Source organism: Paenibacillus andongensis, from assembly GCF_025369935.1.
Lineage (GTDB): Bacteria > Bacillota > Bacilli > Paenibacillales > NBRC-103111 > Paenibacillus_E > Paenibacillus_E andongensis.
In genome coordinates this window covers 6,251,365-6,275,551 of the sequence record NZ_CP104467.1, presented here as the reverse complement: position 1 = coordinate 6,275,551, position 24,187 = coordinate 6,251,365, and the positions used below count along the sequence as shown (strand labels likewise).

At 44.6% G+C, this 24,187-nt stretch carries 22 protein-coding genes; 15 read left to right on the top strand and 7 right to left on the bottom strand.

The features are described from left to right. Positions 1-25: 25 nt before the first annotated feature. Positions 26-1,699: an alpha-galactosidase gene (locus NYR53_RS28045; protein ID WP_261302365.1), complete on the top strand. Its 1,674-nt coding sequence runs from the start codon at positions 26-28 to the stop codon at positions 1,697-1,699. A gap of 168 nt (positions 1,700-1,867) precedes the next feature. Here NYR53_RS28045 and glsA read toward each other — a convergent pair whose 3' ends face one another. The 4 genes from glsA to NYR53_RS28025 all read right to left on the bottom strand — a co-directional run bounded on the left by glsA (position 1,868) and on the right by NYR53_RS28025 (position 5,995). Continuing rightward, positions 1,868-2,821 carry a glutaminase A gene (gene glsA / locus NYR53_RS28040; RefSeq protein ID WP_261302364.1) on the bottom strand — a complete coding sequence of 318 codons (954 nt, stop codon included), beginning with the start codon at positions 2,819-2,821 and terminating at the stop codon, positions 1,868-1,870. A gap of 26 nt (positions 2,822-2,847) precedes the next feature. Then, positions 2,848-3,768 carry an aldo/keto reductase gene (locus NYR53_RS28035; RefSeq protein WP_261302363.1) on the bottom strand — a complete coding sequence of 307 codons (921 nt, stop codon included), beginning with the start codon at positions 3,766-3,768 and terminating at the stop codon, positions 2,848-2,850. A 112-nt stretch (positions 3,769-3,880) separates the two neighbouring features. After that, positions 3,881-5,503 (bottom strand): MDR family MFS transporter, encoded by a 1,623-nt coding sequence (locus NYR53_RS28030; protein WP_261306546.1) that lies wholly within the window; start codon positions 5,501-5,503, stop codon positions 3,881-3,883. A 63-nt stretch (positions 5,504-5,566) separates the two neighbouring features. Next, the gene (locus tag NYR53_RS28025; RefSeq protein ID WP_261302362.1) at positions 5,567-5,995 is read right to left on the bottom strand and encodes a MarR family winged helix-turn-helix transcriptional regulator; all 429 of its coding nucleotides are present in this window, start codon (positions 5,993-5,995) and stop codon (positions 5,567-5,569) included. A 525-nt stretch (positions 5,996-6,520) separates the two neighbouring features. Between NYR53_RS28025 and pheS the strand changes: the two genes are divergently transcribed. The 4 genes from pheS to NYR53_RS28005 all read left to right on the top strand — a co-directional run bounded on the left by pheS (position 6,521) and on the right by NYR53_RS28005 (position 12,294). Continuing rightward, complete coding sequence (pheS, locus tag NYR53_RS28020; protein WP_261302361.1) at positions 6,521-7,555, top strand: phenylalanine--tRNA ligase subunit alpha; 1,035 nt, start codon at positions 6,521-6,523, stop codon at positions 7,553-7,555. 25 nt (positions 7,556-7,580) lie between these two features. Then, the gene (gene pheT / locus NYR53_RS28015) at positions 7,581-10,034 is read left to right on the top strand and encodes a phenylalanine--tRNA ligase subunit beta (RefSeq protein ID WP_261302360.1); all 2,454 of its coding nucleotides are present in this window, start codon (positions 7,581-7,583) and stop codon (positions 10,032-10,034) included. 94 nt (positions 10,035-10,128) lie between these two features. Continuing rightward, entirely contained in the window at positions 10,129-11,733 is a 1,605-nt protein-coding gene (locus NYR53_RS28010; protein WP_261302359.1) for a cell division protein ZapA, read from the top strand. Positions 11,734-11,739: 6 nt separating this feature from the next. Next, positions 11,740-12,294 carry a CvpA family protein gene (locus tag NYR53_RS28005; RefSeq protein WP_261302358.1) on the top strand — a complete coding sequence of 185 codons (555 nt, stop codon included), beginning with the start codon at positions 11,740-11,742 and terminating at the stop codon, positions 12,292-12,294. A gap of 43 nt (positions 12,295-12,337) precedes the next feature. On the opposite strand, the gene NYR53_RS28000 is transcribed toward NYR53_RS28005, so the two are convergent. Continuing rightward, entirely contained in the window at positions 12,338-12,673 is a 336-nt protein-coding gene (locus NYR53_RS28000; RefSeq protein WP_261302357.1) for a hypothetical protein, read from the bottom strand. Positions 12,674-13,157: 484 nt separating this feature from the next. Between NYR53_RS28000 and NYR53_RS27995 the strand changes: the two genes are divergently transcribed. Further along, positions 13,158-13,763 (top strand): transposase, encoded by a 606-nt coding sequence (locus NYR53_RS27995; RefSeq protein ID WP_261302356.1) that lies wholly within the window; start codon positions 13,158-13,160, stop codon positions 13,761-13,763. A 120-nt stretch (positions 13,764-13,883) separates the two neighbouring features. Here NYR53_RS27995 and NYR53_RS27990 read toward each other — a convergent pair whose 3' ends face one another. Then, positions 13,884-14,270, bottom strand: coding sequence for a cupredoxin domain-containing protein (locus tag NYR53_RS27990; RefSeq protein WP_261302355.1), 387 nt, complete (start codon positions 14,268-14,270; stop codon positions 13,884-13,886). 181 nt (positions 14,271-14,451) lie between these two features. Beyond that, the gene (locus NYR53_RS27985; RefSeq protein ID WP_261302354.1) at positions 14,452-14,820 is read right to left on the bottom strand and encodes a phage holin family protein; all 369 of its coding nucleotides are present in this window, start codon (positions 14,818-14,820) and stop codon (positions 14,452-14,454) included. A gap of 244 nt (positions 14,821-15,064) precedes the next feature. On the opposite strand from NYR53_RS27985, the gene NYR53_RS27980 reads away from it, so the two are divergent. The 9 genes from NYR53_RS27980 to NYR53_RS27940 all read left to right on the top strand — a co-directional run bounded on the left by NYR53_RS27980 (position 15,065) and on the right by NYR53_RS27940 (position 24,180). Next, positions 15,065-17,425: an endonuclease MutS2 gene (locus NYR53_RS27980; RefSeq protein WP_261302353.1), complete on the top strand. Its 2,361-nt coding sequence runs from the start codon at positions 15,065-15,067 to the stop codon at positions 17,423-17,425. Positions 17,426-17,566: 141 nt separating this feature from the next. Then, complete coding sequence (locus tag NYR53_RS27975; RefSeq protein ID WP_261302352.1) at positions 17,567-18,247, top strand: PspA/IM30 family protein; 681 nt, start codon at positions 17,567-17,569, stop codon at positions 18,245-18,247. Positions 18,248-18,326: 79 nt separating this feature from the next. Continuing rightward, positions 18,327-18,746 carry a DUF350 domain-containing protein gene (locus NYR53_RS27970; protein WP_261302351.1) on the top strand — a complete coding sequence of 140 codons (420 nt, stop codon included), beginning with the start codon at positions 18,327-18,329 and terminating at the stop codon, positions 18,744-18,746. 138 nt (positions 18,747-18,884) lie between these two features. Further along, positions 18,885-19,385: a hypothetical protein gene (locus tag NYR53_RS27965; protein ID WP_261302350.1), complete on the top strand. Its 501-nt coding sequence runs from the start codon at positions 18,885-18,887 to the stop codon at positions 19,383-19,385. Positions 19,386-19,503: 118 nt separating this feature from the next. After that, positions 19,504-20,817 carry an MFS transporter gene (locus NYR53_RS27960; RefSeq protein WP_261302349.1) on the top strand — a complete coding sequence of 438 codons (1,314 nt, stop codon included), beginning with the start codon at positions 19,504-19,506 and terminating at the stop codon, positions 20,815-20,817. Positions 20,818-20,898: 81 nt separating this feature from the next. Next, entirely contained in the window at positions 20,899-21,810 is a 912-nt protein-coding gene (gene cysK, locus NYR53_RS27955) for a cysteine synthase A (RefSeq protein WP_261306545.1), read from the top strand. A gap of 178 nt (positions 21,811-21,988) precedes the next feature. Next, positions 21,989-22,285, top strand: a complete 297-nt coding sequence (locus NYR53_RS27950) for a hypothetical protein (RefSeq protein WP_261302348.1) — start codon at positions 21,989-21,991, stop codon at positions 22,283-22,285. A 182-nt stretch (positions 22,286-22,467) separates the two neighbouring features. After that, complete coding sequence (locus NYR53_RS27945; protein ID WP_047677420.1) at positions 22,468-22,959, top strand: Lrp/AsnC family transcriptional regulator; 492 nt, start codon at positions 22,468-22,470, stop codon at positions 22,957-22,959. A gap of 15 nt (positions 22,960-22,974) precedes the next feature. Further along, complete coding sequence (locus NYR53_RS27940; protein WP_290428965.1) at positions 22,975-24,180, top strand: aminotransferase class I/II-fold pyridoxal phosphate-dependent enzyme; 1,206 nt, start codon at positions 22,975-22,977, stop codon at positions 24,178-24,180. Positions 24,181-24,187: the final 7 nt, after the last annotated feature.

The following is a 24,187-nucleotide window of genomic DNA, read 5'->3' as shown; positions in this document are numbered from 1 at the left end:
ATTTATTTGATAATGGAGGTTTTTTATGGGGAAATTGGCTCGGAAAAATATTCGTTTTATCGTGCAATTCCTGCTCTCCTTCCTGCTTGCATTGCCTATTGTGCTGTCCGGCAGCCTCGCTCCTCAAACGGCTTCTGCCTTAAATAATGGCTTATCGCCGACTCCGCCAATGGGTTGGAATAGCTGGAACTTCTATGCTTGTAACGTGGATGAAGTGAAAATTAAACAGGCAGCCGATACAATGGTAAGCAGCGGCATGCAGGCAGCCGGATACAAGTATATTGTGATCGATGATTGCTGGCAAACAGGTCGAACCAGCGATGGTACTATTATGGCCGATCCGGTCAAATTCCCAAGCGGAATGGCATCACTTGCGAGCTATGTGCATAGCAAAGGCTTAAAATTCGGTCTCTATACGGATGCTGGATTCACCACTTGTGCCGGAAGACCAGGGATGTATTCGCATGAGGTGCAGGATGCGAATACATTTGCTTCCTGGGGGGTTGATTACGTCAAGATCGACTGGTGCGATAATGGGGGCATGGATCCACAAACCAGGTATACGATCATCCGGGATGCTCTCGCTAACTCGGGAAGGCCGATCCTATTCAGCATTTGCAATTGGGGCATCAACAAACCATGGGTGTGGGGTGCGGCCACGGGCAATATGTGGAGGACAACGGACGATATCTTCGACTACTGGGACCGAGTAACTTGGATCATTGATCAGAACGCTCCGCTTGCCAGTTTTGCGGGGCCTACCAAAGGCTGGAATGACGCAGACATGCTCATGGTCGGCAATTATGGAACTGGCGCCGTCTTCGGCGGAGGCATGACGGATACGGAATACCGTTCGCATTTCTCGATGTGGACGATTATGGCTTCGCCATTGATTGCGGGCAATAATTTGAGCACGATGAGTCAATTCACGAAAGATACCCTGATGAATTCTGAAGTCATTGCTATAAATCAGGATGCGCTTGGCAGCCAAGGTATATTAGTAAGCGATCTCGGAGGATTGCAGGTATACTCCAAAAAACTGCAGGCTGCTGGAACGCGTGCGGTTGTGTTGTTAAATCGTACAGGCGCTGCTGCGAACATGACAGTTAATTTCTCGAGTCTTGGCCTGAATGCTGCAGCTAATGTTAGGGATTTATGGTCCAAGACTGAGCAGGGCTCGTTCAACAATAGCTACACTGTGAATGTACCTTCACATGGGACCGTTATGGTGAAATTGACGGGATCAGAATCAACGAGTGGTTACTTTGTCTCGGGAAAAACGTATCGCATCATCCCCAAATCGACAGGCCTGTCCATTGCGGTTGAAGCAGCTTCCTTAAACAATGGAGCAAAAATATTCCAATGGGATTACGGCACAGCGCAAAATGACCAATGGGTGATTACATCGACAACTGCAGGCTTTAATAAAATTATCAACGTGAAGAGCGGTAAAACTATCGCTGTCAAAAACGCCTCCTTGGCGGACGGCGAAGACGTGATCCAATGGGATTTCGGCTCGACCTTCAATGATCAGTGGGAAATTCAAGCTGTAGGCGGCGGCTATTTCAAAATTATTAACAGGCTATCCGGCAAGTCACTAAATGTAGCGAATAACTCGCTCATCGCTGGCGGCAAAATGATTCAATGGCCGTATTCCGCCGCGGATAATATGACGTTCCAGTTGATTCCGTTGAACTAATCAAGTATTTTTCTGACATGCCTCAAACAAACGCCAAACAAACACCAAATAGGCCAAAGAACCTTCCCGCAATGGGAAGGTTCTTAGTAAAGTTGTACAACGTACAACTCTACACGAATAAACAACCGAATGCATAGCAATAGCAGTTACGACCTGGTGTAACTAAATCTAAAATAAGCTCCAATCAAATTCCTGCGACAGCGTTCCCAGAAGGTGAACACCAGCTGTGCTGTTGCCTTTGTGGTTCAACGCGGGGCCAACCAAGCCGATACCATATCGTCCCGGCACCATCGTCAAAATGCTGCCAGACACCCCACTTTTGGCGGGCAGCCCAACGTTCATGGCAAATTCACCGGAGGCATTATACATACCACAGGTAAACATGAACGTCTTAGCGATCTGCACGAATCGCCGCGGGATAAGGCGTTGATTACGAATTGGATCTACGCCATTATGCGCTAGTACGAGGGCCATTCTAGCCAAGTCGGTACAACTCACCTCGACGGAACAATGGCTGAAATAGACGTAGAGGACATCTTCAACCTCGCGATCCAAGACACCGTTGTCTTTGAGGAAGTAAGCTAACGAACGATTCCGGTGTGCAGTATCCGACTCAGATCGGAACACACTTTGATTGATTTCAAGTGAAGGATTATGAGCGATGTCGCGGAAAAAATGGAGAATCCGTTCGACTTGCTCTTTAGAATTACTACCCGCAATCAAGGATGATATCGCAATGGCCCCAGCATTGATAAGAGGGTTAAATGGAATGCCGGGCTCGACGAGCTCGAGCTTCAGCATTGAGTTGAAATCGTCTCCGGTAGGCTCCATGCCCACCTTGGAGAAAACAATTTCTTCACCGTTATCCATCAACGCCAAAATGAGCGTAAATACTTTCGAAATACTTTGTAAAGTAAAACGGAAATCAGATTCGCCGGCAACAGAGATATTTCCATCGGCATCCATAATACAGATACCTAAAACATCGGCTGGTGCGTTAGCTAGTTCAGGAATGTAGGAAGCAACATGTCCGTCTGATGTATGTGCCTTACTTTCCGTAACCCACTGGGGCAAGTTTTCCTTGAGATGCTTCCATGTTTCTGCGTGTTGTGTATGACTCATTCAGAAGTCATCCCTTCCTCATTCACTTAAGCTTTCCAAGCTTGCGGGTGGTTATCGCTGATAAGCTCCGTTGCGCTTGCATTCGCAATAACCTGTTGTGGGTTTTTGCAACCTGGAATGACCGTTGTAACGGCATCATGCTTCAAACACCAAGCTAATGCCCATTTCGCCATATCCATTCCTTCAGGAACTTCTTCTTTTTGGATGCGCTGCACGTCCTCAAGCTTCTGTTTCACACTCTCGGCATCATGACGATGGCGAACGTCTGTGTTGCTGAACACCGCACCAGGCTTATACTTACCGCTCAAATAACCGCTAGCCAAAGGGACACGTGCCAGAACGCCAAGATCTTGATTCACACAGGAAGGGAAAACAAGCTCTTCTGGAGCTCGATCCAAGCGATTGTACACGACTTGAATGGCTTTGGAATTGATCTTGCTGGACGCTTCTGTTTGATGAATATTCGCATTACTACCAATGGATGTTCCCAAATGGCGGATTTTCCCAGCTTGAATTTGTTTGTCCAAAGTCGTCCAAAGTTCATCATTATCAAATAAATCATCAGGCCCTGAATGGAATTGATATAAGTCAATATAGTCCGTTTGCAATGCTTTCAGAGAATCGTCCAGTTGTTTGACAACGCCTTCGGAACTGAAATCATCTGTTCGGGTGAACAGATCGTGGAAATGGTGGCCAAATTTCGTAGCCACGATCCAATTATCGCGATTGCGGCGAGATAAGTAATTACCGATAAGAGATTCGGATAGATGGTCACCATAGCATTCTGCTGTATCGATCAGATTTATACCAAGTTCAGCTGCTTGATCGAGAATAGCATCTGCTTCAGCTTGCGTGTAGGTAAGTCCCCACTCTCCGCCGAACTGCCAAGTCCCAACACCAACGATGGAAACTTTCAAATCCGTTTTACCAAGTCTGCGATATTTCATGGCGAGCACTCTCCTTTTTAAGGTATCCAAGTTTATTAAACGCTATAGCTTGCTCCGTGTCAAAAAGAAAAAGGCTCATTCCTCTCCATGAAGAGAAAAGAGCCTTTTTCTATTAAGCGAGTCCTGGTGAAAATTCATTTTCGTTTTCTTTTTTGTCATCTGATTTCTTAGATTTACGGTCAGATACTTTAATGTTACCGATAAACAATGTCAGAACAGCCCCAAGTAAAACGAATACTAAGCCTACAATAAACACTTGGTGAAGTGAGGTAACCAAGGCATTTTTTAGAATTGGCAGCATGTGGTCCACGAATTCTTTTGGCATTTTGGCCAAAGTCTCAGGACTTAGCAAGGAAGAATATAAGGCTTGTGGGTTGGTATGAATCATATCCGTCATTTGTGTAGCCAGCCCGCCTGCTTCTGCGGGAAGCTGATTGACAACAGGAGTTAAATCTTGCTCTAGCAGCACAGTTGACTTGTGATTCATAATAGCTCCGAGAATCGTCATTCCGAATGTACCGCCAATTTGACGGAAGAATTGACTGGAAGACGTAACGACACCAAGCTCGGATTTCGGGAAGCTCTCTTGTAAAGCAAGTGTTAGGATTGGCATAACGAGACCCATTCCCAGACCAAGAATCAACATATAACTTGAAGCAATCAACTTCGTCGTGTTGATGCCCATGGTCCCAAGGAAATAGAAGCCGATAGCCATAATGATCATACCGCCAAGCATTTGTTTACGAACGCCGATTTTTTGAATGAATTGACCGGAAACAACGCTGGCAGCAATCATCGTAATCATGAGCGGCGTCATCACTGTTCCTGATGCTGATGCACTGATACCGACGATGCCTTGCATGAAGAGAGGGACGAACATAATAGCTCCGAACATACCGACAGCCATAAGGAAACCTACACCATTAATTGTTGTAAATGTTCTATTTTTAAATAACCGTACAGGAAGGATCGGCTCTTCTGCTTTACTTTCAATAAATACGAAGGAAACCAAGGATACAATAGCCAATGCAAAAAGCCCAATGATTTGCCAAGAGAACCAAGCAAAATCTTTACCGCCAAACGTTAATGCAAGCAGTAAACTAACGACCCCGACAATCATGGTAACAATACCCGGAATATCAAATTTTACTTTGCCGTTTGCTTTATGTTTTGGTAAGGCAATTGCAATTAAGACAACAGCAAGAATACCGACAGGAAGGTTGATGTAGAATACCCAGCGCCAGTCCAATGCGTCAACGATCCATCCACCGATTTGGGGGCCAATAACAGATGATAAACCGAAGATCGCACCGAATACGCCCTGCCATTTGGCACGTTGTTTACCGGTAAATAAATCCCCGATAATAATCATCGCCATGGGCATCATAATACCGCCGCCAAGACCTTGCAAACCGCGGAACAGAATCAGTTCGGTCATGTTCTGAGACATCCCACATAAGGCGGAAGCCGCGATAAAGATGACTAAACCTGTTACGTAGATGACACGACGACCAATTAAATCGGCAAGTTTACCTGCAATAGGAACGACAACCGTTGATGTCAACATGTAGGCAGTAGTCAACCAAGCCATGAGGCCAAGACCGCCGAATTCACCAACGATACGCGGCATTGCAGTTCCGACAATTGTACCGTCCAATGCGCCAAATAGCATAGCAATGATAAGACCGGTAAGCAGGAGACCTCGATTTTTGAGTTCTGGTCCTTCTGCTTCTATGGATTTCTCTGAAGCTGTTTTTTGTATGTTTTCCACTTATACCACTCCTTGAATAAGATGAAATTAATAAAAGTTTGTAAGTTTTTCAAATGCACTCACAAGAATGCGCATTTCTTCCGGGGGGAGCTGTGACAGTCCACGTGCAATCACTTCTTTCTGAACTTCTTCCGCTTGTTTGAGAATTGCCTTTCCGGCTTCGGTTATTTCAACCAGCACAATTCGTCGATCTGTCTCATGGTGTTTACGAATAACATGCCCACTTTGGACAAGTCGATCAATCATAACGGTGATCGCACTCGGTTTAACACCAAGTTTCTCAGCGAGATGAGTTTGTTTTGGCGCGCCTTCTTTAGCAATCATGAATAACATGAATAATTGTGGCCTGGTTAACTCCGAATTTAACTGGGAAAGTACGGTGTGGCCAATTTTCCGATGTGCCGTTTCAAAAGTTGTGCGGAAACGATCCGTATAAGCAATCAGTTCATCCTCCATGACGAAATCCTCCTTACCACTTTATTAAAGTATTAAATCATTAAATAATAAAATGTTTATATGAATTAATGTTTAAATTGTTTAAGTGAAATATACGCCGATAAAGATTCGAAGTCAATAGGAAAATTCAGTACTCGAGGCTAGTTAACTTGCATATCAGGCATATCTTGCATATAATAACTGGTACATATATGCGAAAATGCTTTGACGGAGAAGAGTATGCAGTGCTTCTTGACAGGGAGGGAAAGCCGATGATTGAGAGCTATCCCCGAGAATCAGGCTGCTGAAGTTCGCTCCCGAGCAGTCCTTTGAACGGAAGCTTAACCAATGGCTTCTAAATAGAGGGAACCGGACACATCGTCCGTTATCTGAAATGAAGTGAGAATCGTTTATTTGGCTTATTTGCCACTGAACGAATCTAATTAGGGTGGTACCACGGCTTTTCGTCCCTTGTGAGGGAGCGGAAAGTCTTTTTTGTGTTTTTATTTAGGGTGATTCAGGGGCCTAATTCAGGAGGGATTTCGAATGAAAGAGCGGTTAGAAGCTTTGAAGCAGGAAGCGCTGCAGGAGCTAAGCGGCGTACAAAGTCAGCAGGAGTTGAACGATCTACGTATTAAGTATTTGGGTAAAAAAGGACCATTAACCGAGGTATTGCGCGGTATGGGTGCATTAAGTGCAGAAGAAAGACCCGTTATCGGTCAAGTAGCGAACGACGTTCGTGCAGCCATCGAAACTGTTATTGAAGAAAAGCAATCGGCGTACCAACAACAAGAAACCGAAAACCGTTTGCGTGCGGAAATGATTGATGTAACACTGCCAGGTCGTCCATCGCAGCAAGGTGCTGTACATCCTTTAAGCAAAGTTATTCAAGAAATTGAAGACATCTTTATAGGGATGGGCTACACAGTCGCTGAAGGTCCAGAGGTAGAGCAGGACTACTACAATTTTGAGGCACTTAATCTGCCGAAGGATCACCCAGCTCGCGATATGCAGGACTCGTTCTATATCACGGATGAAATTCTAATGCGTACACAAACCTCCCCAGTTCAAGTTAGAACGATGGAGAAACGCAAAGGGGAAGTTCCGATCAAAATCATTTGTCCGGGCAAAGTATACCGCCGTGATGATGATGATGCGACACATTCCCATATGTTTACTCAAATCGAAGGCCTGGTCATCGACCGTAACGTTCGTATGAGTGATTTAAAAGGAACTTTGCTTCAATTCGTGCAAGAAATGTACGGCAAAGAAACGAGAATTCGCTTGCGTCCAAGCTTCTTCCCTTTCACAGAGCCGAGCGTTGAAGTGGATGTGAGTTGTGCAATGTGTGGCGGCGTTGGCTGCCGTACTTGTAAGCAAACGGGCTGGTTAGAAATCCTCGGAGCGGGCATGGTACATCCGCGCGTTCTGGAGATGGGTGGATATGACCCGAAAGAATATACAGGTTTTGCATTTGGAATGGGCGTTGAGCGCATTGCGATGCTGAAATACGGGATTGAAGATATCCGTCATTTTTACACGAACGATTTGCGGTTCTTAAAGCAATTCTTACATTTGTAAGCACCAGGAAAAGGAGGGGTTAAGCATGAAAGTTTCTTATCAATGGTTATCGGAATATGTAGATGTATCAGGCTTCACAGCCGAGGAATTAGCAGAAAAACTGACCCGAAGCGGCATCGAAGTGGATATCGTGGAAGATCGCAATAAGGGTGTATCGAACGTAGTCGTTGGATTTGTAAAATCACGCGAAAAACACCCAGACGCAGATAAATTAAGTGTATGTATCATTGATGCCGGACAAGGCGAAGACTTGCAAATCGTTTGCGGGGCGAAAAATATAGATGCGGGACAAAAGGTGCCTGTCGCTATGATTGGAGCCGTGCTTCCCGGCGGATTGCAAATCAAGCGAGCTAAGCTGCGCGGTGTAGAGTCACAAGGAATGATTTGTTCAGCCAAAGAACTTGGTCTGAACGATAAGCTGCTGCCGAAGGAAATACAAGAAGGCATCCTAGTATTGCCTGAAGATACCGAGATCGGCAGCTCAATTCTTGATGTCCTTGCTATTAACGACAAGGTATTAGAGCTTGACCTGACACCAAACCGCTCCGATTGCTTGAGCATGCTCGGAGCTGCTTATGAGATCGCAGCGATCCTGGGACGCGGCGTCAAACTGCCTGATGCGGAAGCTGCGCGTGGGGCGGCTGGAACAGCCGCAGTGAAAGCTGCTGATCGCATCAGTGTGAAGATCACAGCGACGGAGCAGTGCACGCACTACGCGGCTCGCCTTATCGAAGGCGTGCGCGTCGGCACTTCTCCGCTGTGGATGCAGAACCGTTTGATGGCGGCTGGTATCCGCCCGATCAACAACATTGTAGACATCACCAATTTTGTGATGCTTGAATACGGCCAACCGCTTCACGCTTTCGATGCTGATCAGCTGAACAATGGTCACATCGACGTACGCCTCGCTGAGGCCGGCGAGAAGCTCGTCACGCTCGACGATGTGGAGCGTACGCTAGAGCCGCACATGCTGCTCATCACGGACGGCACGAAGCCGGTAGGGATTGCCGGTGTTATGGGCGGCGCTAACTCCGAAGTGACCGAAGGCACCACACGAATTCTGCTCGAATCCGCCAAGTTCGCTGGCAGCTCTGTGCGCCGCACATCGCGCCAGCTAGGCCTTCGCTCTGAAGCGAGTCTTCGCTTCGAGAAAGAGGTGAACCCGGAAGCGGTGCTTCCGGCATTGAACCGTGCTGCTGCGTTAATGGCTCAGTACGCTGCAGGTCAAGTCTCTGACGGTATCGTAGAAGCCGTAGCAGGCACACACAAGCCGGTCAGCATTGAGCTTGCTGCTGACCGTGTGAATAATTATCTCGGCACTGAACTTTCTTTGGCCGAGATGGGTCAAATCATAGAGCGCCTGCACTTCACATTCGAGCAGGCAGGCGAAGGCAAGCTGCTCGTGCATGTGCCAAGCCGCCGCGGAGACATCACACGGGATGTCGATTTGATCGAAGAAGTAGCTCGCCTTTTCGGCTACGATAACATCCCGACAACCTTAATGACCGGTGTGACGACGCCCGGCTCCTTGACCAAAGAGCAGTCGATCCGTCGTATCACTCGGAATCTTTTGACTCAAAGCGGACTGCATGAAGTCATCACTTACTCCTTCACGCAGCCGGATCAAACCGTTTCTCTGCCGGGTCTATACCCCGCGGCGAAGCCCATCTCGCTCGCTATGCCAATGAGCGAGGATCGCAGCCAACTACGTACTAGCTTGCTGCCGCATCTGCTAGACGTTGTTAGCTACAATCGTAACCGTACGATGGATGACGTAGCTATTTTCGAAATCGGCAAAGTATTCATCACAGATGAGTCTCTACTTACAGCCTTGCCGCAAGAGAAGCTTCTCCTTTCCATCGTATTGACAGGCAAACGCCGACAAGCACATTGGGCACAGAAGTCCGAAGCTGTCGACTTTTATGATATCAAAGGTATTTTTGACCGTCTTGTAAATTACCTAGGCGTTAAAGGGCTCACCTATAAATCTGCATCACCAGATGGTTTCCATCCGGGCCGAACAGCGGAGCTCCTCTTAAACACAGCTGAAGGTGAGCAAGTCATAGGTCGAATCGGCCAACTGCATCCTACCGTCCAACAGCAGCGTGACCTTGATGACACTTACGTGCTAGAGGTTGAACTTTCTCCAATCTTGGAAGCTGCTGGAGATGCAATCGTATATAAATTGCTGCCGCGTTATCCATCCATTGGGCGTGATCTTGCTGTAGTAGTGAACACTAGTGTACCAGTAGGTCATATGGAGCAAACCATCGCCGAAGTTGCCGGAGACTTGTTGGAATCTATTCAAGTATTCGATATCTATACAGGAGAACGTTTAGGCGCAAATCGCAAAAGCGTAGCCATTGCTCTAGTATACCGTCACGCAGAAAGAACACTGTTGGATGAAGAAGTAACAGAGCTCCATGCCAAAGTTGTGCAAACCCTTGAACAACAATATGAGGCAGAGTTAAGAAAATAGTGTAACTTTCATTTAAGTTGCAGGAAAACAGGCTGGTCTTATCGAAATTACACTCGATAGGGCCAGCCTTTCATCTAAGGGAGGATATAAAAAAGTGAACGCTGAAGATAAAACGAGGATTACCGTTGATATATATGGACACCAATACAAATTAAAAGCAAGCACCAGCACCAATTACATGAAGCGAGTAGCTGAATACGTGAACGAACAAATGTTTCGGATTGCAAAAGGCTATCCGCGGCTAGATTCACAGAAAATCGCCGTTCTAGCTGCCGTAAACATGGCTGATGAATGCTTCCGTATGAACGAAATCATGGAAGAACTAAGCAAAGCACAAAAGGACCAAGAAGCGACCAAAGCCTCCTATGACAAATTAATCGTTAAATTTAACGAATTGAAACAAGAATACGAGCAACAACAGACATCCATAAGTGAACAAAATGCTAAGCTAGTTCAAGGGAACCAAACGCAAGAGCAATTGAAACATGAAGTGCAGAAAGCAAAACAAGAACAAGAACAACTGAGGCAACAACTGCAACAAGCTAAACAGCAGCAAGAACAATCCAAACAACAACAACAAGAGCAAGCTAAACAACAGCAAGAACAAGCTAAACTGCAGCAAGAACAAATCAAGCAACAACTAGAACAAATCAAACAACAGCTAGAGCAGGAAAAACGTCAACAAATACAAGTAAGACAACAGCTGGATCAAGAAAAACAACAACACCAACAAACAAAGCATCAATTCGAACAAGAGAAACAACAAAAGGCACACCAGCTGCAAAAGCTGAACGAACAACACAAAGTCGAAAAACTGACCCTCTCAGAAATCCACCAACAAGACAAAGAAATGTTAAATCAGCAATATCAAAAAGACAAAGAAGCACTCATGCAGCAGCATCTGCAAGATAAAGAAATCATAAGCATACAACATCAAGAAGAGATCTCCAAGCTTTCTAATCAGTATCAGATGGAAAAGGAAACACTCGTTAATCAACATCATGAGGAACTAGAAAACACCACTACTCTACACCAAACAGAACTAGAAACTATTACAACCCAACATCAAATGGAACTTGAATCCATTACAACTCAACATCAAACGGAACTTGAAACTATCACCAACCAACTTCAAGGGCGAATAGATACAATTTCGAGCCAGCTTCAAGAAAGAATAAATACAATTTCAAACCAACATAAAGAGAAAATAAATATAATTACAAATCAACATCAAGAAGAAATAGAAACACTCACAACGGCGCACCAAGAGGAAATAGAAACACTCACCGCCCTTTATCAGGATGAGGCTGATGCTAAGGTTCTACGTTTTGAGCAAGATAAAGGTAATCTAGTTGGAGAATTCCAAGAGCGACAAACAAACATTATTCAACAGCTCGAGGACCAAAAATCAACCATTATAACACAATATCAAGCTCAAATTGACGCCTTACTAGAGCAGCAGCAATTAGAGCGAATCTCCCTTACTCAACATTTTGAAGAAGAAAAAGAACGAATTTTAGCCCAAGCCCGTAGAGAAAAAGAAGAGTTAATGCACCAAAGCTTGAACGATGAAGCGCAACAAAAAGAACTTCAAACCATCAAAGAAGAGTATAGAGAACTGCGCGAGGAATACGCTAAACTGCAGAATGAATACAATGAGTGGATCGAACTTGTAGAAACCGACAGTCCTGGCAGGTAATCCACAGTGACACTAAATACATTAGACTATGTCATGTTGTCGATAGTGGCTTTAGGTCTGCTGCTTGGTTACTTCAGAGGATTTATTGCCCAGATTGTTTCACTCTCAGGTTTTGTTCTCGCCTACCTCGTTGCATTTTATTTTTACAGGGATTTTGCCCCTCTGCTTCGAAACGCAGTTTCACTGCCTACCTATCAAAATTACCAAAAATACGAATTTATCGTAAAAGGCCTAAATCTGGATACCTACATCCTAAACGCTTTAGCCTTTGCTATATTGTTTTTTGGCGTAAAATTCGCACTAGTCATCGTAGGCAGAGCACTTAATATTTTAGCAAAAACCCCTGGCCTGAACTTCATCAACCGTTGGAGCGGCGCATTGTTGGGCTTAGCAGAAGCACTTTTGATCATCATTATAGCCGTCAATGTTATCACCATCATGCCCTCAGATGGACTTCAAAAGCTGCTCTCAAGCTCAACCATAGCTCCGTATTTAATTAACGAATTACCCAATATAGCAGGAAAACTCCAAGAACTCTGGAAACAAGGAATCCCCCTATAGAAGCTGCCTGCTTTTCTAAAATAGAAAGGGCAGCTTTTATAAGTTACACCACGCAGCCAAGTACCTGTATCAGTACGAGCAGCAGCACCAGCACTCCCCGACTTACATCCACTACACATATGTTTTCTGTAGTATCTACAACCACAACAACAGCCACAGCCACCACAGCCACACCCACAACAACAGCCACAGCCACCACAGCCACACCCACAGCCACAGCCACAGCCACACCCAAACCCAAACCCAAACCCAAACCCAAACCCAAACCCAAAGCCAAAGCCAAAGCCAAAGCCAAAGCCAAACCCAAACCCACTTCCTCAGCCACAGCCAAACCCAAACCCACTTCCTCAGCCACAGCCACAACCACAACCACAACCACACAGCCACAGCCACAGCCACAGCACACCCACACCCGTACCCACAACTCCAGCTCCAGCTCCAGCTCCAGTCCCACTATAGGCCGAAAGCCAAAGCTACTACTCCTAACGAGTCTCGCAATTTGCGAGATGGCAAGAACTTTAACCCTATATTTTCGAAAAATACCTTTACTTGAACCGATATCTCCAGATATTGTGTTTTCTGTGGTATATGCAATCATTAAGAACACGAAGACTTAAAACATTCTATATCCCTGAACAAGACGAGACCGGAAATACTGCAATCAAATTATTAATTAGTTGATGATTGATTGATTGATTGATTGATTGATTGATTGATATTTTCATTGTAGATACTACAGAAAATGAATTTTCAAGATAGTAATCTCGGAAAAATAAATTTCTTTACATGCAAACAAATGTTCTATATAATACAATTATAGGAAATTATTTTAGGAATGCATTATTATCGAGAGGGGTCAAATCATGGATACATATTTATTTGAATCGCTGGATGACACTCTCAAGACAGAGGAAGATTGTGTAAGATTTTTGACGAAAAGACGGTGGGCAGGTGGGTTTAGCTGCCCGAGTTGCGATAATCGTTTATTTTATTTAGTAAGGACTCGTAATTTATTGGAGTGTAAAGAATGCCGCACGCAAATTTCATTAACTGCTGGAACGGTTATGCATAAATCTAAGCTTCCCTTGATAGTTTGGTTCAAAGCTATACGAGCATTGATCCAGGATCGCCAAACTTATTCAATTCCAGCATTCGCAAACTTACTTGAAGTGAATTATCGAACTGCTAAGTTGATGCTGGAGAAGCTACAGCAAGCTTTATATAAGCAATACTCACGTATGGGTTCAGGTGCGGATAGGATGCATAAACAAAGAGTAGAATCCAGCCAAAATAAAAGAAAGCAAACAACTGTCACCTCTCGAAAGGTCAACACCAACTTCTGTACATATATGTTCACTAATTCCAAGAGCATTAAGTATGTTGAGGATGTTTTGTTTAGAAAGTGGATGGATGCATTCTTATCCGTTTATTTGTATCCTCTCTATTTAAGGTATTGTCAAGTGCTTTGACGTAACGTTATTGTCTCTTATGAAATGAGAAATCAGATGAAGGTAATACTATTATGCAAATACAAAAAAAGCCTTACCGCTGTCTTGCCGCGATAAGGACTTATAAACTGATGACTTAGACTATTCAACAACCAATGTTGTTTTCATATTAGCGTGACCACTGCCACACATGATGGAACAGTTAATTGGGAAAGAACCTGCTTTATCTGGCGTAAAGGTAACTGTTTTGTTGCTGTTATCGAGATTTATTTTGAATTCTTTAATGGATGCACCATGAACGCCTTGAGCATTATCAAGTGTAATAGTAACGGGCTCACCTTTTTTGACGCGATATTCGGTTTGGTCAAATTTGAAGTTAGAAGCTTTCAATACAACTTGCTGTCCGGCAGCTTGTGTTGTGGCGGCGGGAGATGTAGTTGATTGTGCTGATTTCGTATCGTTGTTTCCACAAGCGGCTATCGCAATGACTAGGACTATTCCCATTAAAAGAACGAGTAATTTCTTCATGTATACCCCTCCAAAATTGTATTGGTTTCCTTCATCATTGTACACGACCTCTTCCAAAAAAACAGTGACAAACTCGTGAAAGAAATGTGTAAAAGAAAAGATCGGTCCGGCGAGTGAATACGCGGCAGACCGATCTTTTTTGGGCTTTAGCATGGGTATCAGTTATCGAAACTGATAGATGTTATCGACGATCTTCTCTTCCTGAGATCCCTTGTTCGAAGGGAGTTTTCACAGGAATGAATAGGTCGATGATTCCGATGACTAAAGCAGCTAAAACGGCACCTATTATACTCGTAGATACGTTACTCACGACAAACTGGGCGGCCCAAATGACAAGCGCGCTCACCAGAAAGCCTACGATACCCCTGCCAAAGGGAGTGATTTGTTTGCCGAAGATCCCTTCAATGATCCAAGCAGCAACAGCAATGACCAAAGCTAGAAAAAACGCGCTCCAGAAACCGCCGACTTTAAACCCTGGAACTAACCAGCTGACAAACATTAAAACCAAAGCAGAAACAATAAACCTTACCAGATGTCCGAGAAGATGCATCTCGTGAACCTCCTTCTTTTTGTAATGAGAAAAAGTTCTCATGACAAGAAGTGATTTTTTGCAAACAATGCTTGGTGTGTCTAGTCTTGCAATTCCTTTTGGCAGGAAGATAGGTGCACAGCTTAGTGTATCCAATTTGAGTGAATATTATGGTAGGCAGCATCTTCCATATAACGATTGTCTCCGTAGCTAATCAAGCTTGTTTTGGTTTATAATATAGGGTAGAGAAAAGAGGTTGGGATAGTTGAATAAGAAAATAATTAAAACATTAGATTATCAGAAGATTTTACATAAACTTGCTCATCATGCATCTACTTCGCTTGGTAAGGATGCCGTGGAAAAGCTTGAACCTAAGGGTGATTTTGAACTCGTCAAGCTTCGGCTGCAAGCAACTGATGAGGCTGTTAATGTAGAGCGATTGAAGGGAAATGCCCCTTTTGGTGGGATTCGTGATATTAGATCTTCATTACATCGGGTTAGAATTGGCGGGATGTTAAACCCTTCAGAACTGCTCGATATTTCTACGACTATGTTCGGTACACGCAGGTTAAAGCGATTTGTTCTCGCGGTTCATGAAGAATACGCGATTCCGATGCTCAAAGGGCAGGTAGAGTTACTCACAGAAAATAAATCTTTAGAAGATAAAATTAACAGCTGTATCGATGAGAATGCTGTTGTTGTTGACGGTGCGAGCCCTGAACTGGCTCGTGTGAGAAGCGAATTACGCACAGGTGAAGGAAGAGTCCGCGAGAAATTAGAGCAGATGCTTCGCAACTCATCTGTTCAGAAAATGTTACAGGACGTATTGATCACTATTCGTAACGACCGTTTTGTAATCCCGGTTAAATCGGAGTACCGATCCAGCTTTGGCGGGATGATTCATGATCAGTCAGCATCGGGTGCGACGCTATACATTGAACCAGATGCTATTGTTCAATTAAATAATAAAATTCGTGAATTAAAGTTTAAGGAAGAAGTTGAGATTGAGAAGATTTTACGAGCACTCTCAGAGCTCGTTGCTGAACAAGTGGATTTGCTTGTGCTGGATGTAGATCAATTGGCTGAGCTTGATTTTACTTTTGCAAAAGCTGGTCTGGCTAGGGAACTGAAAGCTACAATGCCTAGATTAAATGATCGCGGCTTCATTAAAATAAAGCGTGGCCGGCATCCGCTTATCGCGGCTGATTCCGTTGTGCCGCTTGATTTGGAGTTGGGCAATGACTTCTCACAAATCATCGTGACTGGGCCTAATACAGGAGGTAAAACAGTCTCCCTCAAAACAGTGGGACTCCTTAGCTTAATGGCGATGTCAGGCTTGTTTGTTCCTGCTGAGGAAGGAAGCCAGTTATGTGTATTCGATGCGATTTATGCGGATATTGGTGATGAGCAGAGCATTGAGCAGAATTTAAGCACGTTTTCGAGTCATATGACGAATATCATAAGCATATTAAGGGATATGACACCAAAGAGCTTGGTTTTGCTGGATGAACTTGGCGCAGGTACAGATCCTGCTGAAGGTTCAGCTTTAGCGATCTCCATTTTGGATTATATTCATCAAATCGGCTGCCGAATTATTGCAACGACACACTATTCCGAGCTAAAGGCTTATGCCTATCAAAAGCAAGGCACCATTAACGCAAGCATGGAATTTGATATACAAACGCTTAGTCCAACTTATCGCTTGCTTGTTGGTGTTCCTGGTCGAAGTAATGCGTTTGCGATTGCAGAGCGTCTAGGCTTATCAAAACGTATTATTGAGCATGCACGTACGCAAGTGGGCGAGGAAGATAAGCGCGTCGAATCAATGATCGCGTCGCTTGAGGAGAACCGTCTGATTGCGGAAGCTGAGCGCCAAAGCGCTGAGAGGATGAGACGAGAGGCGGAAGAGATGCGCCTAACGTTAGAAGCTCAGCAGGCCAAGTTCGATGAGCAACGCGATAAGCTGCTCGAGAAGGCCGAACGCGATGCGCGTGAGGCTGTCGCCAAGGCGCGCCGCGAGGCCGATGAAATCATCGCCGATCTGCGGCGCATGGCTCAGGAGGAGGCCGGTGGCGTCAAGGATCACCGGCTGGTAGAAGCGAAGCGCCGCCTCGACCAGGCGGCGCCGGAACTGCGCGAGAAGCAGGTTCGCGCGGCGAAGAAGCGACCTGAGAGAATCGAGGCTGGGGATGAAGTGCGTGTCGTGACCCTAGGTCAGAAGGGTCACGTCGTAGAAATTGTTAGCGCCACAGAAGCAACGGTGCAGTTGGGCATTATGAAAATGAAGGTCGAGTTGTCGAATCTCGAAAAGGTCGGCAGCACAACTCAGAAAAAGCCAGCACATCAAGTGGCTACAACCGTCAAACGAACACGAGATGATAACATTCGGATGGAACTGGATATGCGCGGTCTCAACATGGAGGAAGCCTTGATCGAGGCAGATCGATTCCTAGATGAATCTTTCTTGGGCAATTTGGGTCAAGTGTACTTGATTCATGGCAAAGGAACGGGTGTGCTGCGTACTGGCATGCAGGAATATTTGCGTCGTCATAAACATGTGAAGAGCTACCGTATGGGGAATTACAACGAAGGCGGAGCAGGAGTTACGATCGTCGAATTGAAATAACTTTTAAATTTTTTCATCTTTTTGAAACTCATTCTTTGGGACTGCGTATGTAATATGTGTAAGCACCGGTGATTAAAAATAAGTATTCGCAATACCCAAATTTTAAAATACATGTTTATAAACCTTAGGAGGAATTCAAAAATGGGAATTTTTAAAAGACTTCGTGATATGACAATGGCTTCAATCAATGACTTGTTGGACAAAGCAGAAGATCCTGTAAAAATGTTAAATCAGTTTCTTCGTGACATGGAAGAAGACATCATGGAGGCTGAGGCTGCAGTAGCTAAGCAGATCGCAATTGAGAAGAAATTCAAGCTTCAGTTTGAAGAATCCGAAGAGATGGTCACTAAACGTACTGAGCAAGCTATGAAGGCCCTTGAATCAGGCAATGAAGACCTGGCTCGCCGTGCTCTAGAAGACAAGAAAGAGCACCAAGGACGTTACGATGAATTGAAACGCCAATATGATCTTGCGAAAACGAATGCTGATCAGCTTCGTAGTCAATTGACGGAAATGAAAGACGAGTTCAACAAAATGAAGAACAAGAAAGATTTGTTGATTGCTCGTGCTGAAACGGCAAAAGCTCAAAAACAAATCAATCAAGCGATGTCTGGTTTTGGTACGGACAATGCAGCTAAAGGTTTTGACCGTATGAGCGAGAAAGTGCTTCAAATGGAAGCTGAAGCGCAAGCTAGCGGTGAAATTCGTGCAAAAAACCGCAGCTTAGATGATGAGCTTGACGGGCTTGGCGGAAGCAGCAGCGGAATTGATGACGAATTGGCAGCTATGAAAGCAAAGCTTGCTGAAAAAAAACAATCCTAATGCTATACTAATAGTACCTGCGAGAGACTGAGTCAAACTCAGTCTCTTCTATCTTTCGTGAAGGAAGGCAGGAGACGATATGAACGAAGAGGTGGATGTATTGCTAAGTAACCCGTATTTATCGACGCTTGCCTTTTTTGCAGTTGCTGTAGTAGCGCTTGTTGTATTTTTAACGATTTTCGAAATGGTCACCAAATATGATGACTGGGCTGAGATCAAAAAAGGCAACTTATCTGTAGCGATGGCTACAGGTGGGAAGATTTTTGGGATTTGTAATCTGTTCCGTTTCGCTATCCTAAACAATGATACGATGATGCATTCCCTCATCTGGGCAGGGTACGGATTCTTGCTTCTAATGGTTGCCTACTTCATTTTTGAATTCTTAACGCCTTATTTCAAAATTGATGAAGAAATCAAAAAGGATAATCGCGCTGTAGGTTTCTTGTCCTTGACGCTGTCTGTCTCCCTTTCCTACGTGGTCGGAGCTTGTGTAACTTAGAATCATACATAATCTTGGAGGCATGAACAATGAAATACCTGTGGGGCACTTTGTTTGCCATTGCATTTGTATTTATGGCGGCAGGGGTTTATTATTTATTGAAATATGCATGAATGCATTAGGTTGGAGGATTATGTAATGAGTGCCAATGAAGAAATCGTTTGTCCATGGTGCCAAACGGAAATCGTTTGGGATCCAGAAATTGGACCAGAGGACGAATGTCCACACTGTTTTAACGAACTGAATGATTATAGAACCATTGATCTAAAGGTGAAGCAAACAGGTCAACCGCTTCGCTTTGATGAACAAGAATATGCCGATTCGGATGAAGATTTGTCATTGGCCTGGGATGATTCGGATGAACCTCTCGATAAATACGGAGAAAAAGTTCAGCATATTACGGATGAACAAGAAGAGGCACCCGAGTGTTCAAGCTGCCATGAACTGATGTTGTTTGCTGGTACCGAGGTTACGAGTGGTTCCTCATTCACGCCAGTTATTCCCAAAACGTTAGGAAGTGCTTTCTTAACAGGTCCCTTTACTTCGAATATCTTTGTGTGCCCGTCTTGCTTTAAGGTTGAGAAAATCTTATCTGATACAGATCGACTGCTCATGGTTGAACGTATTAAATCGGAGTAGTTATGGAACCGAGTCCTTTATGGATTCGGTTTTTTTATATGTCCAGCCTCATATTTTCACTCAATTGGGGAAGCTTAACAAGAGCTATTTCGATCTATGGGGAAAGGTGAGGAGGAATATGCAAAAGGATCAGAGTAAGCATTTTGTTGGGCCAAGTAAGGCAATAGATGGCACTAGAAGTAATTATTTTGAAGAACGTGGAAGTGGAGCCGCCCAAGTTAAGGGTACACAGAAGAAAGGCCGGTTAGATGCGCAAGCGATTCTTTTGCTCATTGTTCACACGCTATTTGGCAGTGCAAATGCTTTGTCGGGAACTTTCGTTGGTGTCTATTTGTGGAAGGCCAAAAATGACTACGCTTTAATCGGTTGGTTTACGTTGACAACGCATTTGACAATGGCGCTGACTTTCTGGTTAGCAGGGAAATGGGTAAAGGAACACAATAAAATGAACTGTTTACGGCTTGGCGTAGCGGTTTCCGCGGGCTTTTATATGCTGGTATTGTGGCTTGGAGCAAGCAGCTTTCACTATTTCGTTTGGTTAGGTATGGTCCAGGGGATTTCAGCTGGCTTATTCTGGGTTGCCTTTAATGTGGTCTATTTTGAAGTGACGGACCCCGATAATCGTGATCGGTTCAATGGCTGGGTGGGGCTATTGGGTTCTGGCTCAGGAATAATAGCACCATGGATCTCTGGTTTACTCATTGTGAGTTTGGGCGATGGTCCTGGGTATCGGTTAATTTTTTCCATCTCGTTAGGTATCTTTGTGCTAGGCGTGATCATTAGTTTCTTTTTGAAAAAGCGGAAGGTACAGGGTACCTACGAATGGTTGTTTCCCTTACGTTGTTTAAGGCAAGCTGAAACACCTTGGAAGCGCGTTTGCTTAGCGTTGGTATTTCAAGGAGTTAGAGAGGGTGTCTTTGGTTTCATGATTGCACTTCTCGTTTACATATCCACATCAAGTGAAGCGAGGTTAGGGAGTTTCGTATTGATTACATCTTCGGTATCCTTAGTGAGTTTCTGGGTGGCGGGACGGTTTGTTAAGCCGCATTTTCGTAAGATCAGTATGCTGATTGGCGCTGCTATGATCGTAGCCGTAATTATTCCTTTTTTCTGGAAAATGGGGTATAGCACATTACTTATTTTCGGCATAGGAGCTTCGCTCTTCTTTCCGATGTATTCGGTGCCTATGGTGTCGGCTGTATTCGATCTCATTGGTTCAAATGAAGCCAGCGCTAAGCAGCGGGAGGAGTATGTTGTACTTCGTGAGCTTTCACTCAATGTGGGGCGTATATGCGGTGTGTTAGTATTCATCTGTGTCATTTCATGGAGTACGGCGCCACTTGTTATAAACGTACTGTTATTAATCATTGGCAGTTCACCATTGGTTAGCTGGTACTTTATGAAGAAGCAGTTAACTGTAATTAGAACTTGACATCTTTCGTGCTTCCCGATAAAAATGTGGGTATAGATTGTTTTAATGGGAAGAGGTGGGGTACCCTTGACACATAAAAAAATGGTGAATAGCATTACAGAACTGATTGGTGATACACCAGCTGTGCGGATTAACCGTTTGGTAGGTCCGAATGATGCTGAGCTCTACGTAAAGCTTGAATACTTCAATCCAAGCGGCAGTGTGAAAGACCGCGCTGCATTTAATTTAATCGAGCAGGCGGAGAAAGATGGGCTGCTGCGTCCTGGTGCTACGATTATCGAGCCGACAAGCGGTAATACAGGCATTGGACTTGCCATGAATGCGGCAGCCAGAGGCTACAAAGCCATTCTGATCATGCCCGACAACATGACCAAAGAACGCATTAATCTGCTCAAGGCCTATGGCGCAGAGGTCGTACTCACTCCCGCCGCGCTGCGGATGCCGGGTGCGATTGAGAAAGCGAAGGAGCTGCGTGATCAGATACCTGGCAGCTATATCCCACAGCAGTTCGAGAATCCAGCGAATCCGAGTATTCATCGCACGACAACGGCTCCGGAAATTCTGGAGCAAATGGACGGACGTCTGGATGCATTCGTTGCAACATCAGGCACTGGCGGAACGATTACTGGAACAGGCGAGGTGCTCCGAGAGAAGCTGCCGGATATCCAGATCTATGTGGTGGAACCGAAGGGTTCACCGGTTCTGTCTGGAGGAAGTCCGGGTCCGCATAAACTCGTCGGTACGAGTCCAGGTTTCGTACCCGCTATTTTGAACACAAGCATATACGATCAGATCGTTCAGGTGACGGACGAAGATGCGATCCGAACCATGAAAGAGCTGGCCAGCATGGAAGGTATTCTTGTGGGACCCTCAGCCGGAGCCTCGGTGTGGACAGGTATGCAGGTTGCCCATAAGCTAGGCGCGGGCAAGAGAGTGCTTTGTATTGCTCCGGATACGGGCGAAAGATATTTGAGTATGGATATTTTTGATTAAATACATGAATAAGCTTTGCAAATATAAAGCGGCCCAACGGATCAAAATGATTCGGATGGGCCGTTCTACATTATTACTTAACAAAAAAGATGATGAAAGAACATTGAATAAAAATTCATAATTGAGTATAATTATGAGTATAAGTATAAGAAAGTTAGGGATGAAAGGTGGAAATACTGTGAAACTAGCCTATATTAACGCACTTCCTGAAAAAGATCAATTCCAGGAATTTATTCAGACATATACAGAAGAATGCATAACATTTGGTGCCCAAGCGATCGTGAATTGGAACGATTTCCAATCGGATCACGTTATCTCGGTTTATGATGAGAATAAACTAGTCGGAATCGGTTGTATGGCGGGAGAATGTCATGTTCATGTACGTCCTACGTATGAGCATCGTGAAATTGAATCCATGATGAACAAATTGCTGCAAGCAGAATCGAAGGTTAGTTTGGTTCAAGCTCAATCCTGATAATTACTGGTAATCAGAGGCTATTCGGAGTCCCGGGTGGCCTTTTTGCAATCTGTAGGGTGGAAATTTCGGTTATACAAAAATATTCCGCTCTAAAACAAGCTCAGTAATTGAATTAGGACAGTAATTCATTGTAAGATTAAAGGATGAACGAATCAGATTTCAGAAAGGTAGGTTTAACCATGGATGCTTTGAAGCTTAAAATTCTCGAACTACTGAAGGAAGATGCCCGCAGGAGTGCGGACTTGATCGCCACTATGCTAGGAACGGCGGAGGCCGAGGTGGCGCGAGCGATAAGCGAGATGGAAGCGGATAAGGTCATCGTCAAATACGCGACAGTAGTTAACTGGAGTAAAGTGGATGACGAAAAGGTTACCGCCCTAATTGAAGTGCAAATTACGCCGGAACGCGGGCACGGGTTTGATGCGATCGCGGAACGGATCTATTTATATCCAGAAGTCAAATCGGTTTATCTCATGTCTGGCGCTTATGATTTGCTTGTGGAAATTGAGGGCAGTTCTCTCAAACAAGTCGCTTCTTTCGTGTCTAACAAGCTCTCGCCGATAGATCGCGTACTTTCAACTAAGACGAATTTTATATTAAAAAAATACAAACAAGACGGCATTATATTCGAGGATCAGGAAGATGATCACCGAATGCTCGTTTCGCCGTAAAGAAGAGGGAACGCCATGATCAAAGATGAGATAACGATCCAGCAGAATAAGGTAAAATCGATGAGGGACTACCTCGCTCCTGCCGTACGTGAAATGAAACCTTCAGGTATACGGAAGTTTTTTGATTTGGTGAGTAACAGCAAGGAAGATATTATTTCTCTTGGTGTAGGGGAACCGGATTTCTCGACACCATGGCATGTTCGTGAAGCTGCTGTGCATTCCTTGGAACGCGGTAAAACGAAATACACCCCAAACTCTGGTATTCCTGAGCTTCGTGAAGCGATTGCCGATTACCTTCATACGTCTTTTAAAGTGAAATATGAGCCGTCGAATGAAGTCCTGGTTACGGTTGGAGGAAGTGAAGCGATCGATTTAGCTCTCCGAGCTTTGATAACGCCGGGCGACGAGATTCTTATACCTGAGCCTTGTTATATTTCGTATTCCCCTATCACAAGTATAAGCGGCGGTGTAGCTGTTGGGATTGAGACCTTCGCAAAGGACCAGTTCAAGTTGACTGAGAAAGCTCTTCGCGACGCGATTACGCCACGCTCCAAAATATTAATTCTCTGCTATCCTAGCAATCCGACAGGCGGTATTATGACCTATGAGGATTGGCTTCCGATTGCCAAAGTCATCGAAGAGAATGATCTTATTGTCATTTCCGATGAAATATATGCAGAGCTGACTTATGGTCAGAAGCACGTGAGCTTCGCGGCTATTCCTGGCATGAAAGACCGGACAATCTTGGTTAGCGGGTTCTCCAAAGCTTTTGCCATGACAGGCTGGCGGATGGGATATGCTTGCGGTCACCATGAACTTATTTCGGCGATGACCAAAATTCATCAATATACGGTGATGTGCGCACCGGTCATGGGCCAAGTTGCTGCTCACGAGGCTTTGACGAATGGTATGGAAGAGAAAGATCGGATGATCGAGTCCTATAACCAGCGCAGACGTTTGATCGTAAAAGGGTTCCGAGATATTGGTCTTGAATGTCATGAGCCGCAAGGCGCATTCTATGCATTTCCAAGTATTGTCGCTACAGGATTAACTTCAGAGGAGTTTGCGCAGCGGTTATTATTTGAGTCAAAAGTTGCTGCTGTGCCTGGTGATGTGTTTGGTTTAGGTGGAGAAGGCTTCTTACGCTGCTCGTATGCCTATAGTGTTTCGCAGCTAAATGAAGCATTGGAGAGAATTGGCAATTTTATGAGAAAATTGTAAGTGCTAA

Coding starts and splice junctions, on each gene's coding strand:
- NYR53_RS27970 (WP_261302351.1), top strand. CDS start 18,327: ATGAACGAAGAGGTGGATGTATTGCTAAGTAACCCGTATTTATCGACG.
- NYR53_RS28025 (WP_261302362.1), bottom strand. CDS start 5,995: ATGGAGGATGAACTGATTGCTTATACGGATCGTTTCCGCACAACTTTT.
- NYR53_RS27990 (WP_261302355.1), bottom strand. CDS start 14,270: ATGAAGAAATTACTCGTTCTTTTAATGGGAATAGTCCTAGTCATTGCG.
- NYR53_RS27975 (WP_261302352.1), top strand. CDS start 17,567: ATGGGAATTTTTAAAAGACTTCGTGATATGACAATGGCTTCAATCAAT.
- NYR53_RS28045 (WP_261302365.1), top strand. CDS start 26: ATGGGGAAATTGGCTCGGAAAAATATTCGTTTTATCGTGCAATTCCTG.
- glsA (WP_261302364.1), bottom strand. CDS start 2,821: ATGAGTCATACACAACACGCAGAAACATGGAAGCATCTCAAGGAAAAC.
- pheT (WP_261302360.1), top strand. CDS start 7,581: ATGAAAGTTTCTTATCAATGGTTATCGGAATATGTAGATGTATCAGGC.
- pheS (WP_261302361.1), top strand. CDS start 6,521: ATGAAAGAGCGGTTAGAAGCTTTGAAGCAGGAAGCGCTGCAGGAGCTA.
- cysK (WP_261306545.1), top strand. CDS start 20,899: ATGGTGAATAGCATTACAGAACTGATTGGTGATACACCAGCTGTGCGG.
- NYR53_RS27995 (WP_261302356.1), top strand. CDS start 13,158: ATGGATACATATTTATTTGAATCGCTGGATGACACTCTCAAGACAGAG.
- NYR53_RS27965 (WP_261302350.1), top strand. CDS start 18,885: ATGAGTGCCAATGAAGAAATCGTTTGTCCATGGTGCCAAACGGAAATC.
- NYR53_RS27940 (WP_290428965.1), top strand. CDS start 22,975: ATGATCAAAGATGAGATAACGATCCAGCAGAATAAGGTAAAATCGATG.
- NYR53_RS27945 (WP_047677420.1), top strand. CDS start 22,468: ATGGATGCTTTGAAGCTTAAAATTCTCGAACTACTGAAGGAAGATGCC.
- NYR53_RS28035 (WP_261302363.1), bottom strand. CDS start 3,768: ATGAAATATCGCAGACTTGGTAAAACGGATTTGAAAGTTTCCATCGTT.
- NYR53_RS27960 (WP_261302349.1), top strand. CDS start 19,504: ATGCAAAAGGATCAGAGTAAGCATTTTGTTGGGCCAAGTAAGGCAATA.
- NYR53_RS27985 (WP_261302354.1), bottom strand. CDS start 14,820: ATGCATCTTCTCGGACATCTGGTAAGGTTTATTGTTTCTGCTTTGGTT.